We start from the raw sequence: 16,926 nt of genomic DNA on the forward strand, positions 1-16,926 counted from the left end.
GGCAGCAAACGGGCGCCGTTTTTTTCATCTTCAAAAAGTGGATCATGTGGCTTGAGCTTTCCCTTACAGTAAAGGTTAGGGTTTGCCCGTCGGCGTTTTGTGGTGCCGACGGGTTCCGGGGAGGAACAACATGACCACTCACCTTCAATCACCCATTCATCTGCAGTTGCCGCTCAGCGGCATGAGCTGCGCCAACTGCGCAGGCCGCATCGCGACCAGCCTCAACAAACTCGACGGGGTATCGGCCACCGTCAACTTCGCGCTGGAGCAGGCGGCCATCGAGCTGGCCAGCCCTGACCGCCTGCCGGCGGTGCTCGAAAGCATCAAGAGTCAGGGTTACGACTACGGCAGCGAGACCTTTTTGTTTCAAATTACCGGTATGACTTGTGCCGGTTGTTCGGCTCGACTGAACAAAATGCTGGCGGCGCTGCCCGGCGTTATCTCGGCCGAGGTCAACTTCTCCATCGAACAGGCCCGGATCGTGCTGGTCCCCGGGATGCAGACGCCAGCCGCTTTGCGCGAGCAGGTCGAGGCGCTCGGCTTTGGAGCCCAGCTGGCACAAGGCTCGGCCAGCGGCCGCCGCCAACAGTTGCTGGAGCGGGAAGCGCAGGAAGCCGCCACAGCCCGTCAGGCACAAACCCGGGTCATCGTCTCGGCTTTGCTCACCCTACCGCTGCTGGTAGGGATGCTGGCCATGGCCGGACTGTTCCCCTGGCATCTGCCCGCCTGGCTGGAGCTGCTGCTCGCCACACCGGTGCAGTTCTGGATCGGCGCCCGCTTCTATCGCGGCGCCTGGCTCGCCATCAAGAACCGCGCAGCCAATATGGATGTGCTGGTGGCTACCGGCACCAGCGCCGCCTACTTCTACAGTCTCTATCTGTTGTTGACGCTGGGGATGGCTGCCAGCGGCAAGCTCTATTTCGAGGCGAGCGCCATCATCATTACTCTGATTTCGTTGGGGAAACTGCTGGAAGCTCGGGCCAGACGCAGCACCCAGTCCGCCATTCGCGAACTGATGGCGCTGCGGCCGGAAACCGCCACCGTCTGGCGTGGCGAGAGCTGGCAGAGCGTCGCCATCGATGAGGTGCTGCGCGGCGATCGGCTGCGGGTGCTGGTGGGTGAGCGGGTGCCGGTGGACGGCAAAATCGTGAGCGGCGCCAGCGAGCTGGATAAGTCGATCCTCACCGGCGAGAGCCTGCCGGTGCCGCGCAGTGTGGGCGACAAGGTGCTGGGCGGAGCCATCAACCGCTCCGGCGTTCTGGAGATCGAAGCCACTACCGTGGGGGAGGACTCCAGTCTCAGCAAGATTATCGCACTGGTGGAGAGTGCCCAGATGGGCAAGGCGCCGCTGCAACAGTTGGTGGACAAGGTCTCCGCCGTGTTCGTACCGGTGGTGATGGCCATCGCCCTGTTCACCCTGCTGGTGTGGTACGCCATCAGCAACGACTTCGGTCAGGCCCTGCTGGCAGCGGTGGCGGTGCTGGTGATCGCCTGTCCCTGTGCGCTGGGGCTGGCAACGCCTGCGGCCATTGTCACCGGCACCGGGGTGGCGGCGCGTCACGGCATTCTGATCAAAGATGTCGATACCCTGCAGAAGGCTCACGCCATCAAGGCGCTGATCTTCGACAAGACCGGCACGCTCACTCAGGGCAAGCCGGTGCTGGCCAGCTGGAGCGGCAACGATGAGCAGCTGTGCCTGGCCGCCGCCCTGCAGCAGGCGAGCGAACACCCGCTGGCGCGGGCCATGCGCGAGGCGGTCGGCAACGATGCGACACTACCCCAGCCGGAGGTGGTCGAGGTGCGGGTCGGCGCCGGCATAGTCGGTCAGGTGGCGGGCCACAGGGTCGCTATCGGCAATGGCTCTTTGCTGGCCCAGCTCGGCATTGTAGTTCCACAACAGGTTGAACAGGCCGCCGACGGCGCGACCCGGGTTTGGGTTGCCATCGACGGTGCTGTGGTTGGCATAGCGGCTTTGGCCGATACCCTGCGTCCCGAGAGTCTGCAAGCTATCGCCACCCTGCGCCAGCGCGGCATCGCCAGCTGGCTGGTGAGTGGCGATGCGCCGGCGCCGGTGGCCCATATCGCCGCCAAGCTGGGGCTGGACGGGGCCTTCGACTCCGTACTGCCAGCCGGCAAGGTGGAGAAGGTCGCGGCGCTGCGGGCGCAAACCCGCGGGCTGGTGGCAATGGTGGGGGACGGGGTGAACGACGCCCCCGCGCTGGCGGCGGCGGATGTCGGTATCGCCATGGGCTCCGGTTCCGATGTGGCGATGGAGACAGCTTCCATTACCCTGATGCGATCTGACCCGCGGTTGGTGGCCGATGCCATCGATATCTCGGCGGCGACCTGGCGCACCATACAGCAGAATCTGTTCTGGGCCTTTGTGTTCAATATCATCGGCATTCCGCTGGCGGCACTGGGTTACCTCAGCCCCGAGCTGGCGGGGGCGGCCATGGCCCTGAGCAGCATCACAGTTTTGAGCAATTCCCTGTTACTGAAACGCTGGCAGCCCAGGGCGGCGCACGGGCCAGCATCCAACCCGATCAGTAAGGAGGCATAAATGAACATCAGCAAGGTTGCCAAGGCCACTGGGCTGACCGCCAAGACTATCCGTTATTACGAGAGCATTGGCCTCATCACAGCCCCGGTACGCAGTGACAACGGCTATCGCAGTTACACCGAGGGGGCGTTGCGGGAGTTGCGTTTCGTCAAGCGGGCGCGGGAGACCGGCTTCAATCTGGAGGAGTGTCAGGAGCTGCTGGCGCTCTATCGGGATGAACACAGAACCAGCGCCCAGGTGAAGAAGCTGGCGCAGGAGAAGATCGTCGATCTGCGCGCCCGCATCGCCGGGTTGCAGGCCATGCTTACCTCCCTGGAAGGGTTGGTTTGCTGCTGCCACGGGGATGAAAATCCCGAGTGCCCGATCCTCGACGAATTGGAGAAGGGGTGAGCAAGACTCACCTGCCAGCGCAGAAGAAATCGATATTGATTGATTAACTTCTTAATAAGCGGCGCTTTATTGTTGCGGGTCAGGGGGTAATGGTAGACTGCTCGGCTCTTGTACAGGAGTACTCAGTTGACCCAGAGTGTGACACGCCAGGTTAAGCAGGCCATTATGGCCCAGCTCTATACCCATGCATCGTTCAGTCTCCCCTGTTTGGGCGTGTTGGCATTTGGCTGGAGTCTGCTGTTTCACGACTATCTACCCGCCATCGAAGCGCTCGGTTGGCTGGCTGGCACTTTCCTGTGGCTGCTGGGTCGGGGCTGGCACCTGCGCTGGCGTCGAGCCCGCCTGCACCAGACTCCGTTGCCGGTGCTGGAGCGGGAGCTCTTTATCGGAGCCACCATCACCTCAATCATCTGGGCTCTCGGGGTGCTGCTCTACATGGACAAGCTGCCCGATACCTACCGGGCCGCCATGATGATGCTCTCCAGCCTCATTCTTACCGGCAGCGCCATCATGCTGTTTGGCAGCCGCCGTACCCTCTATGGTTCCGCCCTGCCGCTGGGCATGGCGATGCTGTTCGAGCTGGGCAATGGCAACGAGCAGGAGCGGATCGTATCCTGCATGCTGGCGGGCTACCTGTTTGTCTTTTTGCCGACCCTGTTGCGCCGGATGCGGCGGGATCAGATCGCCTCGCTCCACCACCGTTTCTCCAACGCCGAACTGGTGGCCGAGCTGAAGGCGGTCTCCGAGCATTTGCGTCTCACCTCCCGCCTCGACGGCCTGACCGGCATCGCCAACCGCGCCCATCTCGACGACTCTCTGGAGCGGGCCTGGCGGCGCTGCCATCGCGCCCGGGCGCCGTTGTCGCTGGTGCTGGTGGATGTGGATTACTTCAAGCAGTTCAACGATCTTTACGGCCATCAGCTGGGGGATGACTGCCTGCAACAGGTGGCGGGGCTGCTGGCCGAGGTGGAGCGGCGCGAGGATGATCTGGCGGCCCGTTACGGGGGCGAAGAGTTTGCCCTGCTGCTGCCCTGCACCGGCATGCAGGGGGCATTGCAGGTGGCCGACAATGTGCGGCAGGCGCTCAAGGAGCTGGCCATCCCGCACCAGAAGTCACTGGTCTCCGGTCGGGTCACATGTAGTTTTGGTGTTGCGACACTGATACCGGACAACAGCATGAAAATCGCCGATTTGATCCAAAAAGCGGATGCGGCCCTGTATCAGGCCAAGCATAATGGGCGGGATCGAATCGAAGTAGCCTTGATGGGTAAGGTTGCCTGAATTTAACGTGACAGATTAAAGAGGTTGTCTATGCAATGTCATCGTATCGAAGAGCTGCTGGAGTTGTTGCAGCCTGCCTGGATCAAGGAACAGGATCTCAGCCTGGTGCAGTTTGTTGCCAAACTGGCCCAAGAAGCGGGATTTGAAGGGCCTCTGTCCGAGCTGACCGACGACATGCTGATCTATCACCTCAAGATGCGGGAATCCGACAAGCAGGCGATGATCCCCGGTCTGGCCAAGGATCATGTGCCCGATTTCAAAGAGGCACTGCTCAAGGCTCGCGGAATCAAGTGAATCTTTAGCGGAAGCGCATCACCTCGTGGTGATGCGCTTTTTTGTTGCCGAAAATTGCGATCCAACCCCAATATTAGATACATCTAATCCACACAATTAGCATGCTGTTTAAGATATAATCCGCTCCATAACAAATAAGGGAGCGATGTCTTGCAATGGCCGACCACGATAAAATCGATATCAAGGACGTCACCGACAAGGGCGTAACCGGGACCTTCAACCCCAATACGTTCAAAGCCAGCGACGACAGATTCAACCCGGGCAACCGCATCTATGTGCGGGCCCAGAAAGGGTATTGGCAGCGGATGCGCAAGGCCATGGGCTGGTTCTTTGTGGCGCTGTTCGTGCTGCTGCCCTGGCTGCGTTACGACGGGCGACAGGCGGTGCTGTTCGACCTCGGTCACCAGCAGTTCCATATCTTTGGCGCCACCATCTGGCCGCAGGATCTGACCCTGCTCGCCTGGCTCTTCATGATCGCCGCCTTCGGACTCTTCTTTATTACCACCTTCCTCGGTCGGGTCTGGTGTGGCTATCTCTGCCCGCAGACGGTCTGGACCTTCATGTTCATCTGGTTTGAAGAGAAGCTGGAAGGGCCCGCCAACAAGCGGCGCAAGCTGGACGAGGCGCCCTGGAGCGGCGAGAAGCTGGCCCGCAAGGGAGCCAAGCATCTGGCCTGGCTGGCGATCTCGCTGGTAACCGGCCTGACTTTCGTCGCCTACTTCCAGGATGTAACTGAACTGGTGCCGGATCTCTTCACCCTGCAGGCTAGCGGATGGGTGCTGTTCTGGGTGCTCTTCTTCACCATCATCACCTACGGCAATGCGGGCTGGATGCGCGCCATCATGTGCATCCACATGTGCCCCTATGCCCGCTTCCAGTCCGCCATGTTCGACAAGGACACCTTCATCGTTGGCTATGACACCAAGCGCGGCGAAACCCGTGGAGCCCGTTCCCGCAAGGCGGATCCCAAGGCGCTGGGGCTGGGTGACTGTATCGACTGCGATCTGTGTGTGCAGGTCTGCCCGACCGGCATCGATATCCGCGACGGCCTGCAGTACGAGTGCATCAACTGTGGAGCCTGCGTCGATGCCTGCGACCAGACTATGGAGCGGATGGGTTATCCGAAAGGGCTCATCAGCTACACCACAGAGCACAAGCTGGCCAACGACTCCACTCAGGTAGCACGGCCCAAGCTGATTGGCTACGGGCTGGTGATGGCGGTGATGCTGGGGGTATTTGTCTACAACGCCATGTCCATCATGCCGATGGGACTCGATATCCTGCGGGATCGCAACCAGCTGTTCCGCGAGAATAGCGAGGGGCTTATCGAGAACACCTACACCCTCAAGATCCTCAACAAGACCCTGCAGTCCCAGACCTACCAGCTGGATGTGGAGGGCTTGCCCGAGTATCAGTGGTTCGGTCCCCGCGAAGTGACCCTGAAGGCGGGCGAGATCTATACCCTGCCGGTCAGTCTGGCGGTCGATCCCTATAACCTGAAGCGGCCGACGCTGGATATCCAGTTCGTGCTGAAACGGGAGGGGGCGGCGCCCGATGACAGCAAGGGCAACCTGCGCCAGGGCAGCAAGTTTATCAGCCGGTTGTAACCGCTTGCGGCGGCGGGCCGGGTGTGACACCAGTCCGGTCACCAGCGAGCACGGCAATGGCGGGCAGTAGTGATAGAATGGGGCGCAACGGCGCCCCTTTCTTATGGTGGATGACATGCGTTTCAACTATTCCGATCTCAATCCCGACCTCATCATGGATGCGCTCGATCTCAGCGGCCTGCGGCTAGATTCGGGCCTTATCGAGCTCAACAGCTACGAAAACCGGGTCTATCAGTTTCAGGATGAGGATCGTCGCCGCTATGTGGTGAAGTTCTACCGTCCCGGCCGCTGGAGCCGGGCCCAGATCCTCGAGGAGCACGAGTTTGCCACCCGTCTCGCGGAGGCTGAGATCCCGGTCGCCGCGCCGCTCGCCTTCGCGGGCGAGACCCTGCTGGAGCACGAGGGCTACCCGTTTGCCATCTGGCAGAGCGTCGGTGGCCGCCAGTTCGAGGTGGATAACCTCGACCAGCTGGAGTGGGTGGGGCGTTTCCTCGGTCGCATCCATCAGCTCGGTGCCAGCAAGCCGTTTCACCATCGGGTACGGCTCGATGTGGAGAGCATGTTGCACGAACCACGTCAGCTGCTGGCGTCCGGCGAATGGCTGCCGAGCGGGCTGGCGAAGCAATTTTTCGGGGTGCTGGACGAGCTGATCAAGCATGTCAGCGACGCCATGACCCTCGATGTGGCGCAGATCTCACTGCATGGCGACTGCCATCCGGGCAACATTTTGTGGCGGGACGGTCCCATGTTTGTCGACCTCGATGATTGCCGCACCGGCCCCGCGATTCAGGATCTCTGGATGATGCTGAGCGGTGAGCGCCACGAGCAGCAGATCCAGCTCGACACCCTGTTGGCGGGCTACGAGGAGTTTATGGAGTTCGACTCGCGTGAACTGGCGTTGATCGAGCCACTGCGGGCGATGCGCATCGTCCACTACATGGCCTGGCTGGCACGGCGCTGGGAAGACCCCGCCTTCCCCCGTCACTTCCCCTGGTTCAATACCGATCACTACTGGCGCCAACAGATAGCGACCCTGCACGATCAGCTGGAGGCACTGAAGTCGCCGCCGTTGAGCCTGATGCCAAACTGGTGAAATGGAAGGGATCTTGCGTGGCAAGCAGGACTCGATCTCCGGCCCTGATCATTGACGTCAGCATGGCGAAACAATAGGCTTGGCACTGCTTCGGTTCGCCGGGCGTGCCTCACAGTTATCCCCTAACAGGAAACATCATGAAAAAAGTTCTATTTTTCCTTGCTGCCATGCTGATGATCCCCATGGTTCACGCTGCCCCCGAGTTCAAGGAGGGCGTTAACTATGAGGTGGTCAAACAGACCGCGACCGCCAAACCGGAAGTGATGGAGTTCTTCTCCTACTTCTGTCCGCACTGCGCTACCTTCGAACCCATCGTTGACCAGCTCAAGGCCGGCTTGCCGGAAGGGGTTCCCTTCAAAAAGAATCCGGTGAATTTCATGGGTGGCGAAATGGGCCCAGAGATGCAGCGGGCTTATGCCGTGGCTCATTTGCTGAATGCCGAAGACAAGGTTAGCCCGGCTATTTTCAGCAAGATGCAGCAGCGCCAGTATCCGACCAGCCGTGACGATGTGAAGAAGATTTTCGTGGATAACGGCGTCCCGGCGGAGGAGTTTGACGGTGCCGTCGACAGCTTCGCGGTCTCCGGCATGGTCTCCCAGTTCGATCGCAACATGGAGAGCTACAACATTCGTGGCGTACCGGCCTTCCTGGTGAACGGCAAGTACATGATCAAGATTGAGTCTATCTCCTCTCAGGGGCAGTTCGACAAGCTGGTGCAGTTCCTGCTGGCCAAGAAAGACTGATACTCCTTGAGTCGATAAAAAGGCCCGCCGGTGAGAACCGGCGGGCCTTTTGTTTTTTGGCACTCGGGAAGATCAGACCCCGACGTGAAACGCCTGCTTGAGGTTGCGGATGAAGTCCGCATCCCGGCAGAGGGTCTTGCCCGGGCTGTCGGAGATCTTGGCAACCGGGCCGCCATTGCACTCGATCAGCTTGAAGACGATGTTCATCGGGTTGACACCGGGCAGATCGCAGGTGAGCTTGGTGCCGATGCCGAAGCTGGTATTGATGCGGCCGCGGAAGTGACGGAACAGCTGCACCGCCTTGTCGAGGTTGAGGCCGTCGGAGAAGACCAGGGTCTTGTCGGTGGGGTCGATACCGAGGCGCTGATAGTGGCTGATTGCCTTCTCGCCCCACACCACGGGATCGCCGGAGTCGTGGCGCAAGCCCTGATAGCTGCTGGCCAGCTCGAAATCGAAGTCGCGCAGGAAGGCATCCATGGTGATGCAGTCGGTCAGGGCGATGCCGAGATGGTCGGTGAACTCGTCCAGCCAGCTGGTGAGGGCGGCGCGCTGGCTGTGCACCAGCGGGAAGCCGAGCTGCTGGTGCGCCTGGAACCACTCGTGGGCCTGGGTGCCGACAGCGGGCAACCGGTACTTCTGTGCCAGCAGGTAGTTGCTGGTGCCGCGAAACGCCGACAGACGTTCCTTGAGGCGACCCACCACGGTATCCTGCACCGCGTGGGAGAAGCGGCGGCGGGTGCCGAAGTCGATGAGGTTGAACTCGTTCATCTCGTCGCTGCTCAGCTCCCGCTCCAGCTTGTCGATCTTCTGGTCGAGCCGCTCCAGCGCGTGGCTGACGCCGAACTGGGGGTAGCGGAAGCGGTTGCGCATCTCGCTGATGATGGCGAGCACCGGGATCTCCCACAGGATCACATCCTGCCACGGCCCCTCGACCCGTACATTGATGCGGCCATCCTGCTCGAACACCTTCAGCAGGGAGGCATCGAGCGGCTTGCGGCGCAGGTGGTCGAGGTAGTCAGGGGTGAAGAAGGGACGCTCGGCCAGAAAATCGAGCTCTGGCTTGGTCAGGCGCAGGGAGCCGGCGAGGCGCAGTTGCTCCTCGATCTGGCCCATCATGGGCAGTAGATCCTCTTCATTGCGACTGTGAAACTCGGCCACCACCTCGGCATCCGGATAGCGATGAAACACCGCTTGCTGCATGTGCAGTTTGTAGGCGTCGGTGTCGAGCAGGCTGGTGAGAATTGGAGGCATATCAGGCTCCTCGCAGGTGGGCGAACGCCAGCCGCATATGTAGATTGCAGGCGCCGCTATCGAGCTGGCTGGTGAGGATTGGGGGCATATCAGGCGTCCAGCAGGCGTTGAACATCGGTCAGGGTCTGGGCCAGTTCGGCGCCAGCCTTGGTCATCTGGGTGTGGGCGCTGGCAACCGTCGCGGGCGCTATGCCACGGCAGGCATCGAGATGGACGATCACCCGGAAACCGGCGCGGCGCAATTGCAGCACGCTGGTTTTGACACAGTAGTCGGTGGCCAAGCCGCCGACCAGTACGGTATCGACCTTGCGGGCTTGCAGGAATTCGATGAGTCCGGTGCTGCGCCGTTCGGCCAGGTCGTGGAAGCAGGTGCCGTAGGGATGCAGGTCCGGCTCAACCCCCTTCCAGACGAAGAAGTCGTAGTCGATGGGGGCGGGCAGGCCGTCGAGCAACTCGAAGCCCTTGCTGCCCGGCACGCAGTGCACCGGCCAGGTGAGATCGGCGTTGGGTAGATCCAGCGGCAGCAGCATACCGGCAGAGTCAGAGACGGCCCAGTCGGCATTGGCTGGGTGAGAGTCCTTGCTGCCGATCCGTAGCGTGGCGAGGGTGGCCTGAGCGTTAAGCGCAGCCACAATATCATCCCCGCCCGCGACGGGCAGTTCGTTCGGGCAGAGGGGGGTAAAGCCCTTCTGCGCATCAATATCCAGGCTGGCGACGGTTCCCATGATTGGCTCCTGCAAATACTATTCGTGTGATATTATCTACCAAACATTAATGGAAGGCGAGCAGGGCGATCGGGATGCTGAGAATGAGTCTGGATATGGTGGTGCTGCGGTTGCATGAGGAGCGGCTCGAGCTGCTACTGGAGACCCGCGATCGCCCCCCGTTTGCCCACTGCTGGCAACTGCCTGCCCTGCGCATCGACGAGACGCTGGACCGGGATCTGGACGCTGCCCTGCGCCGTCTGCTGGCGGAGTGGGGGCTGGGCGACTGCTACAGCGAGCAGGTCTGTACTCTCGGCAATCTGGAGCGGGATCCCCGCGGCTGGTCCACGACCCTGGTCTATCTCTGTCTGGTGGATCCGGAAGTGGAGGCGATCCACGGCTGCTGGCATCCACTCGCCAACCTGCCGGGGCTGAGCCTCGCCTTCGACCATGTCCAGCTCATCGCCAAGGGGCTGGAGCGGCTGCGGATCAAGAGCCGCTACAGCACCCTGCCGCTGCAACTGCTGGGGCCCGAGTTCACCCTATCCGAGGTGCAGCGCGCCTTCGAAATCATCCTGCAAACACCCATGAATACGGCCGCCTTTCGCAAGCGGATTCATCGCGCCGACATTCTGGTGGATACCGGCCGCAAGCGCACCGGCAAACAGCGCCCCGCTATCCTCTACCGGCTGGAGAGCCCCTGCTGCGTGATGTTCGATCAGGTGATGCATGGAGCGGAAGCATGAGTGAGGCCGGCGTGCACGAGGTGCTGGTGAGTGCCTGCCTGCTGGGTCAGCCGGTGCGTTACGACGGCCAGAGCAAGGGGATCGTCAGCGACTGGCTGAGTGCGCTGGGAGCCGAAGGACGGGTGCTGGCATTCTGCCCCGAAGTGGCTGGCGGTTTGCCGACCCCGCGCCCCCCTGCCGAGCGGCAGGGCGAGCGTGTAGTGACGGCGAGCGGGCTGGATGTGACTGAAGAGTTTGATCGCGGCGCCGAGCTGGCGTTGGCTATTTGTCAGGCGCAGGGCATTCGCTTCGCCCTGCTGAAAGAGGGGAGCCCCTCATGTGGCAGCGGCCGTATCTATAACGGCCGCTTTGAAGGTGTTTCTGTAGCGGGCGAGGGCAAGACCACCGCCCTGCTGCGCCGCCACGGTATTGCAGTGTTCTCCGAGGATCAGTTGGCCGAGTTGGCCTCGGCACTCTCTTTGGATTCTTCCCCGGATTTGGCGGCAACCGGCAGCGGTGACTGACCGCTCTGCCACCCCTCCAGCACCTCGTCCTTCTCCTGCCAGCGCTGGTTTAGCCACTCCTGAAAACCCCGTTTGAACTGCTTGTCGTTGAAGTAATCCCCAATCAGCGCCTCATCCACCGGCAGCTCCTCGATCCGCACCTGAATGCGTTTTACCCGTCCCATCAGGAAGTCCTTGAACGGGGTCTCGGCGTTGTCCGGATAGCGGATGGTGACGTTGATCAGGCTGTCGAACTGCTCGCCCATGGCGGCCAGCGTAAAGGCCAGCCCTGCCGCCTTGGGGGCATCAGGTGGCGATATCGGGAGCGGGCGGCATCCCGTTTCTGCTCGGTGAAGCGGGTCCCTTCCACGAAATTGATGACGGTAGTGGGGATATGGCGAAACTTCTCGCAGGCGTTGCGGGTAGTCTCGATATCCTTGCCGCGCAGGTGCGGATTTCGTAACAGAAATTCTCGCGAATAGCGGCGCATAAAGGGCATATCGAGTCCCCAGCATGCGAGCCCCAACAGCGGGATGTAGATCAGCTCGTACTTCATAAAGAACTTGGGCACCGGCAGCCGATCCCGGAACAGGTGGCCGAGCACCACGATATCAGTCCAGCTCATATGGTTGCTGATGATGAGATACCAGCCATCCTTGCGCAGCTTGGTATTGTCCTCCACCTGCCAGTCAATACGGGTGGTGAGGCGGATCACCAGCGCATTGCAGGCCAGCCACAGGCGCATGAAGCGGTTGTTGAGGCGGCTGCAGGCGCGGCTAAAGGCCGGGATCGGCAGCAGCAGTTTGGCCAGCGACACCAGCAGGATCAGACTGGCGCACAAGGCGGTGAAAAGGATGGTCAGGCCCGCACTGATGATCAGCACCAGGGGGCCGGGAAGCAGGGATAGCATGAATGTTTACTGCGCCTTGGTTGCCAGCAGTTGGCTCAGGGTCTGGTCCTTTTCGTGCCAGATCCCGTTCAACCACTGTTGAAACTCTTGTTGGAACTCGGGGTCATTGAAGTAATCCCCCACCAATTTGCGGTCGATCGGCAAATAGCGGACCTGAACCTTGATTTGCCCGACCCGGCCGCACATGAAGTCCCAGTAGCTGGGGATGCCGTCCGGATAGCCGATGGTGACATCCACCAGTTGATGCAACTGGTCACCCATGGCTGCCAGGGTAAAGGCGATGCCGCCTGCTTTCGGGTGGAGCAGGTGACGATAGGGCGAACCCTGCTTCTGATGTTTGCCCTTGGTGAAGCGGGTGCCTTCGACGAAGTTCATCACACTCACTGGAATGTGGCGGAACCTGGCACAGGCTTTACGGGTTGTTTCAATGTCTTTTCCCTTCAGATGGGGATGCTTTTCCAGAAATTTCCTGGAATATCGCCGCATGAAGGGGAAGTCGAGCGCCCACCATGCCAGACCGAGAAAAGGTACCCAAATCAGCTCTTTCTTGAGGAAAAACTTCAGGAAGGGGATTTTTTGGTTAAAAACCCGCTGCAGTACCAGTATGTCGACCCAGGATTGATGGTTGGCAATCACCATATACCACTCATTCCGGTGCCCTTTGTCCACTCCGACCACCTCGAAAGGGGTTTTGATGATGGTTTTCTGGATCAGATTGTTGAAACCGATCCAGCAGCTGGCACAGCCATCGAGCAGCCAGTTGCAGAGGGTGCGCCACCCCTTGAGGGGGAGCAGGAGCTTGAGCAGACCCAGCGAGAAGATGGGGACAAACCAGAAGAGGGTGTTGAAAAAATAGAGCAGGGTGGAGAGGCTGCCGCGCAGTCGCTCTGTCAGCTTGTTGGGCATGAGTCGGGTCCGTCTCGCTGTCGATAAAGGGCCATCAAGTGGTCAGATCTGTGGCCATAATATCAGCCGATTGCCTGCGAGACCATTCAGAGCCGTTACGGGGTTGGACTCACCCTTTCCCTTCTGTCAGCTGCTGCGCAGTCGCGACAGCAGCCTGTCCATGGCGCGATAACCGAGCGCCTCGATAAGATGCTCCTTGCCGATGGCGGGTTGCCCGGCCAGATCGGCGATGGTGCGTGACACCCGCAGGATGCGATGCCAAGCCCGGATGCTGAGCCCCAGCTTCTGGATGGCGTTCTCCAAAAATTCGGCATCTTGCGGTGATAAGCGGCAAATATCTTCGATTTCACGACTATCAAGGAGATTGTTGAGCTTGCCGTTACGGCTCAGCATGCGCTCTCGCGCCGCCAGCACCCGATCGCGGATCTGCTGACTAGACTCCCCCCGCTCCGCCTTGCCTGTCAGGCTCCCCTTGGGCAGCAGTGGCACCTCCACCGTCAGGTCGAAGCGGTCGAGAAAGGGGCCGGAGAGCTTGCCGAGGTAGCGCAGGATCTGATCCGGACTGGAGCGGGTCTGGCCGTCGCCATAGTGGCCACAGGGGCTGGGATTCATGGCGCCCACCAGCTGGAAGCGAGCGGGAAAATCGACCTGACGGGCGGCCCGGCTGATGGTGATGTGGCCGGTTTCCAGCGGCTCACGGAGGGAGTCGAGCACCTTGCGCTCGAATTCGGGCAATTCATCCAGAAACAGCACCCCGTTGTGGGCCAACGATATTTCGCCGGGCCGCGGGTGGCTGCCACCGCCCACCAGCGCTACTGCGGAGGCACTGTGGTGCGGCGTGCGATAGGGTCTGTGGTGCCAGTGACCGGCGCGCGGGGTGAGGCCACCGATGGAGTGGATGGCGGCAGTCTGCTGCGCTTCCTGCTCGCTGAGCGGCGGCAGAATGCCGGGCAGACGGCTTGCCAGCATGCTCTTGCCGGTGCCGGGCGGGCCGATGAACAGCAGGTTGTGGCTGCCGGCGGCGGCGATCTCCAGCGCCCGCTTGGCCTGTGACTGGCCAATCACATCCTGCAGATCCGGTACGTCGGGCAGGCTCTCCGCGCTTTGGGGATCCGGCAGCGGCAGTTCGTATTGGCCTGCCAGCCAGGCGGTGACGGCCAACAGCTGGTGAGCGGTGCGCACCTCGGCATCCTGAATAAGGGAAGCTTCGGGGCCGTTCTCCCGCGGCACCAGCAGAGTCCGTCCCGCATCCCGGCAGGCGAGCACGGCGGGCAGCACCCCGAGCACAGGACGGATCTCTCCGGTCAGGGCCAATTCCCCTAAAAATTCGTGATCGAGCAGGTATTTTGCCGGTATCTGCTTGGAAGCAGCGAGAATGCCGATGGCGATGGCCAGATCGAAACGGCCCCCCTCCTTGGGTAGGTCGGCGGGGGCCAGATTAACTGTGATGTGTTTGCTCGGGAACTCGAAATTGCCGTTGAGCAGGGCGCTGCGCACCCGATCCCGCGACTCTTTCACCGAGGTTTCCGGCAGGCCGACCATGTTGAAGGCGGGCAGGCCGTTGGAGAGGTGAACTTCCACTGTAACTTGCGGGGCCGAGATCCCGAGGCTGGCACGGCTATAAACCACAGCTAATGACATAAATCCCGTCCTTGAGTTGATATATGTTCTGACTAACTGCTTGTTGTTGGTTTTTTATTCCAGAGTTCCGGCTGAGGAATAGCCAAAATCAGTGGGTTGTCACAGAAAAAAGGCTTGCCCAATAAAAATCACCGTGCTAGTTCTAATAGCCATTCGCGGTAGAAACCGCCCCAATTTCACAGGATTTCCGGTTGTAACTATGAACATGGCCTCCCGTTTCGTCAGCATTATTGTGGTCCTAGTGGTGATTATTATCTCACCGCTCGGGGCTCGTTTAGCTGCACGGAACAAGGGATAGACCCACCACCGGACAGAACGAAACAAGCGACCCCCGAGCCTCACAGCTCGGGGGTTTTTTTTCGACCAAAGGACAGGATTTTCCACATGAACGGCGCGCAGTTTTTGGTACAGGCTCTCAAGAAACAGGGTGTGACCCAGGTGTTTGGTTACCCGGGCGGGGCCATCATGCCGGTCTACGATGCCCTGTATGACGGTGGTCTGGCCCATCAGCTCTGCCGCCACGAGCAGGGTGCCGCCATGGCGGCGGTCGGTTATGCCCGCGCCTCCGGTCAGGTGGGGGTCTGCATCGCCACCTCCGGCCCCGGCGCTACCAATCTGGTAACCGGTCTGGCGGAGGCGTTGCTCGATTCGGTGCCGCTGGTGGCCATCAGCGGTCAGGTGCCCTGTTCCGCCATCGGCACCGATGCGTTTCAGGAGGTCGACGTGCTCGGCATGTCCCTCTCCTGTACCAAGCACTCCTTCATGGTGACCGATGCCGCCGATCTGGGGCGCGTGCTGGCAGAAGCTTTCGCCATCGCCACCGAAGGTCGCCCCGGCCCTGTGCTGATCGATCTCCCCAAGGATGTGCAACTGGCCGCCGTGCCTGCCCAGAGCCCGCTGTTTGCGGTGGAAGAGCCGGAGGTGCTCAATCCCTCGGAGCTGACCGCAGCCCGCACTCTGCTCGCTGCCGCCGAGCGTCCGGTGCTCTACGTCGGTGGCGGAGTGGGCATGGCCAATGCCGAGCAGCAGTTGCGCGACTTTGCTGCCGCAACTGGCATGCCTGCGGTCACCACCCTCAAGGGGATTGGAGCGCTCGACCCCGATAGTTCCGTTTATCTGGGCATGCTCGGCATGCACGGCACCAAGGCCGCCAACTACGCGGTGCAGCAGTGCGATCTGCTGCTGGTGGTGGGCGCCCGTTTCGATGATCGGGTGACCGGCAAGCTGGAGGAGTTTGCTCCCGAGGCCAAGGTGATCCATCTCGATGTGGATGCCGCCGAGTTTGGCAAGCGCCGCGCCGCCGAGGTGGGTATCACCACGGATCTCAAACAGGTGTTGCCGCGCCTCGCCATGACTCTCGACATCGCCCAATGGCGTGAACACTGCGCCGCCATGGCCCGCGAATATGCATTTCGCTACGACCACCCGGGTCAGGCCATCTACGCTCCAGCCCTGCTCAAGCAGCTCTCTGCCCGGCTGCCGGAGAGCAGCGTGGTGGCCTGCGACGTGGGTCAGCACCAGATGTGGGTGGCCCAGCACATGCGCTTCACCAGCCCGCGCAACCACCTCTCCAGCGCCGGTCTTGGCACCATGGGTTTCGGTCTGCCCGCCGCCATCGGCGCCAAGATGTCGCGCCCGGAGGATGAAGTGGTGCTGGTGAGCGGTGACGGCTCTTTCATGATGAACGTGCAGGAGCTCGGCACCATCCGCCGGGCCCAGCTCAAGGTGAAGATGGTGCTGCTGGATAATCAGCGCCTCGGTATGGTACGCCAGTGGCAGGAGCTGTTTTTCGATGGCCGCTACAGCGAGACCATCCTCTCCGACAACCCCGATTTCGTCGCCCTGGCTGCTGCTTTCGGCATTCCGGGCGAGACCATCACATGCAAGGAGCAGATAGCCGGAGCCCTCGATCGCCTGCTGGCAAGCGAGAGTGCCTACCTGCTGCATGTGGCTATTTCAGAGGAAGAAAACGTCTGGCCCCTGGTTCCGCCGGGAGTCGCCAACCACCAGATGATGGAGCAACGCCCATGAACCCGCACACCCTTGCCCAGCCAGCATTTGCACAACACACCCTGCATATCCACGCCCAGCCCAGACCCGAAGTGATGGAGCGGGTGCTGCGGGTGGTGCGTCACCGCGGTTTCAATCTCTGCGCCCTTAATATGGAGCAGGATTGCCAACAGCTGCGGATCACGGTTACTGTCGAGTCGGTGCGTCCCATCCAGCAGTTGTGGAGCCAGCTGGTGAAGCTGGTGGACGTCTCCCGGGTCGATGCACTGGAACAGCAACCCCGGATCAGAGCTTAAGGAGCCAAGCCA

General features: G+C 61.1%; 15 protein-coding genes and 1 pseudogene. 11 read left to right on the forward strand and 5 right to left on the reverse strand.

All coding sequences use genetic code 11. The features are described from left to right. The first annotated feature begins 130 nt into the window (after nucleotides 1–130). The 7 genes from ACTG2J_RS00740 (at nucleotide 131) to ACTG2J_RS00770 (ending at nucleotide 7,968) form a co-directional block, all read left to right on the forward strand. Nucleotides 131–2,560 carry a heavy metal translocating P-type ATPase gene (locus ACTG2J_RS00740; protein WP_439997072.1) on the forward strand — a complete coding sequence of 810 codons (2,430 nt, stop codon included), beginning with the start codon at nucleotides 131–133 and terminating at the stop codon, nucleotides 2,558–2,560. Then, nucleotides 2,561–2,950: a Cu(I)-responsive transcriptional regulator gene (gene cueR / locus ACTG2J_RS00745; RefSeq protein WP_005356117.1), complete on the forward strand. Its 390-nt coding sequence runs from the start codon at nucleotides 2,561–2,563 to the stop codon at nucleotides 2,948–2,950. Nucleotides 2,951–3,076: 126 nt separating this feature from the next. Next, nucleotides 3,077–4,231 (forward strand): GGDEF domain-containing protein, encoded by a 1,155-nt coding sequence (locus tag ACTG2J_RS00750; protein WP_005339596.1) that lies wholly within the window; start codon nucleotides 3,077–3,079, stop codon nucleotides 4,229–4,231. Between the two features lie 30 nt (nucleotides 4,232–4,261). Further along, complete coding sequence (locus ACTG2J_RS00755; RefSeq protein WP_005339598.1) at nucleotides 4,262–4,525, forward strand: YihD family protein; 264 nt, start codon at nucleotides 4,262–4,264, stop codon at nucleotides 4,523–4,525. A gap of 155 nt (nucleotides 4,526–4,680) precedes the next feature. Next, nucleotides 4,681–6,132 (forward strand): cytochrome c oxidase accessory protein CcoG, encoded by a 1,452-nt coding sequence (gene ccoG / locus ACTG2J_RS00760; protein ID WP_439997073.1) that lies wholly within the window; start codon nucleotides 4,681–4,683, stop codon nucleotides 6,130–6,132. 103 nt (nucleotides 6,133–6,235) lie between these two features. Next, the gene (locus ACTG2J_RS00765) at nucleotides 6,236–7,225 is read left to right on the forward strand and encodes a serine/threonine protein kinase (RefSeq protein ID WP_439997074.1); all 990 of its coding nucleotides are present in this window, start codon (nucleotides 6,236–6,238) and stop codon (nucleotides 7,223–7,225) included. Between the two features lie 137 nt (nucleotides 7,226–7,362). Then, complete coding sequence (locus tag ACTG2J_RS00770; RefSeq protein WP_439997075.1) at nucleotides 7,363–7,968, forward strand: thiol:disulfide interchange protein DsbA/DsbL; 606 nt, start codon at nucleotides 7,363–7,365, stop codon at nucleotides 7,966–7,968. A gap of 72 nt (nucleotides 7,969–8,040) precedes the next feature. On the opposite strand, the gene pncB is transcribed toward ACTG2J_RS00770, so the two are convergent. Together pncB and ACTG2J_RS00780 are read right to left on the reverse strand one after the other, a co-directional pair. Then, on the reverse strand, nucleotides 8,041–9,219 hold the full coding sequence (pncB, locus tag ACTG2J_RS00775; protein WP_439997076.1) for a nicotinate phosphoribosyltransferase: 1,179 nt from the start codon (nucleotides 9,217–9,219) through the stop codon (nucleotides 8,041–8,043). An 89-nt stretch (nucleotides 9,220–9,308) separates the two neighbouring features. Further along, the gene (locus ACTG2J_RS00780) at nucleotides 9,309–9,944 is read right to left on the reverse strand and encodes a nicotinamidase (protein WP_439997077.1); all 636 of its coding nucleotides are present in this window, start codon (nucleotides 9,942–9,944) and stop codon (nucleotides 9,309–9,311) included. Between the two features lie 74 nt (nucleotides 9,945–10,018). On the opposite strand from ACTG2J_RS00780, the gene ACTG2J_RS00785 reads away from it, so the two are divergent. Then, nucleotides 10,019–10,669, forward strand: a complete 651-nt coding sequence (locus ACTG2J_RS00785; RefSeq protein WP_439997078.1) for an NUDIX hydrolase — start codon at nucleotides 10,019–10,021, stop codon at nucleotides 10,667–10,669. Then, complete coding sequence (locus tag ACTG2J_RS00790; RefSeq protein WP_439997079.1) at nucleotides 10,666–11,172, forward strand: DUF523 domain-containing protein; 507 nt, start codon at nucleotides 10,666–10,668, stop codon at nucleotides 11,170–11,172. Before ACTG2J_RS00785 ends, ACTG2J_RS00790 begins: the two co-directional genes overlap by 4 nt. On the opposite strand, the pseudogene ACTG2J_RS00795 reads toward ACTG2J_RS00790, so the two are convergent. From ACTG2J_RS00795 to ACTG2J_RS00805, 3 genes and pseudogenes are all read right to left on the reverse strand, one after another. After that, nucleotides 11,097–12,061, reverse strand: a pseudogene (locus tag ACTG2J_RS00795) (acyltransferase). The gene ACTG2J_RS00790 and the pseudogene ACTG2J_RS00795 overlap by 76 nt on opposite strands. Nucleotides 12,062–12,067: 6 nt before the next feature. Further along, nucleotides 12,068–12,967 (reverse strand): acyltransferase, encoded by a 900-nt coding sequence (locus ACTG2J_RS00800; RefSeq protein WP_439997080.1) that lies wholly within the window; start codon nucleotides 12,965–12,967, stop codon nucleotides 12,068–12,070. 126 nt (nucleotides 12,968–13,093) lie between these two features. Further along, complete coding sequence (locus ACTG2J_RS00805; RefSeq protein WP_439997081.1) at nucleotides 13,094–14,608, reverse strand: YifB family Mg chelatase-like AAA ATPase; 1,515 nt, start codon at nucleotides 14,606–14,608, stop codon at nucleotides 13,094–13,096. Nucleotides 14,609–14,992: 384 nt separating this feature from the next. Here ACTG2J_RS00805 and ilvG point away from each other — a divergent pair, with 384 nt between their 5' ends. Together ilvG and ilvM are read left to right on the forward strand one after the other, a co-directional pair. Further along, entirely contained in the window at nucleotides 14,993–16,639 is a 1,647-nt protein-coding gene (ilvG, locus tag ACTG2J_RS00810; RefSeq protein WP_439997082.1) for an acetolactate synthase 2 catalytic subunit, read from the forward strand. Further along, on the forward strand, nucleotides 16,636–16,914 hold the full coding sequence (gene ilvM / locus ACTG2J_RS00815) for an acetolactate synthase 2 small subunit (protein ID WP_005342011.1): 279 nt from the start codon (nucleotides 16,636–16,638) through the stop codon (nucleotides 16,912–16,914). The genes ilvG and ilvM overlap by 4 nt, the downstream gene beginning before the upstream one ends. Nucleotides 16,915–16,926: the final 12 nt, after the last annotated feature.

It is taken from the genome of Aeromonas sp. 6P, from assembly GCF_051919525.1.
GTDB lineage: Bacteria > Pseudomonadota > Gammaproteobacteria > Enterobacterales > Aeromonadaceae > Aeromonas > Aeromonas veronii.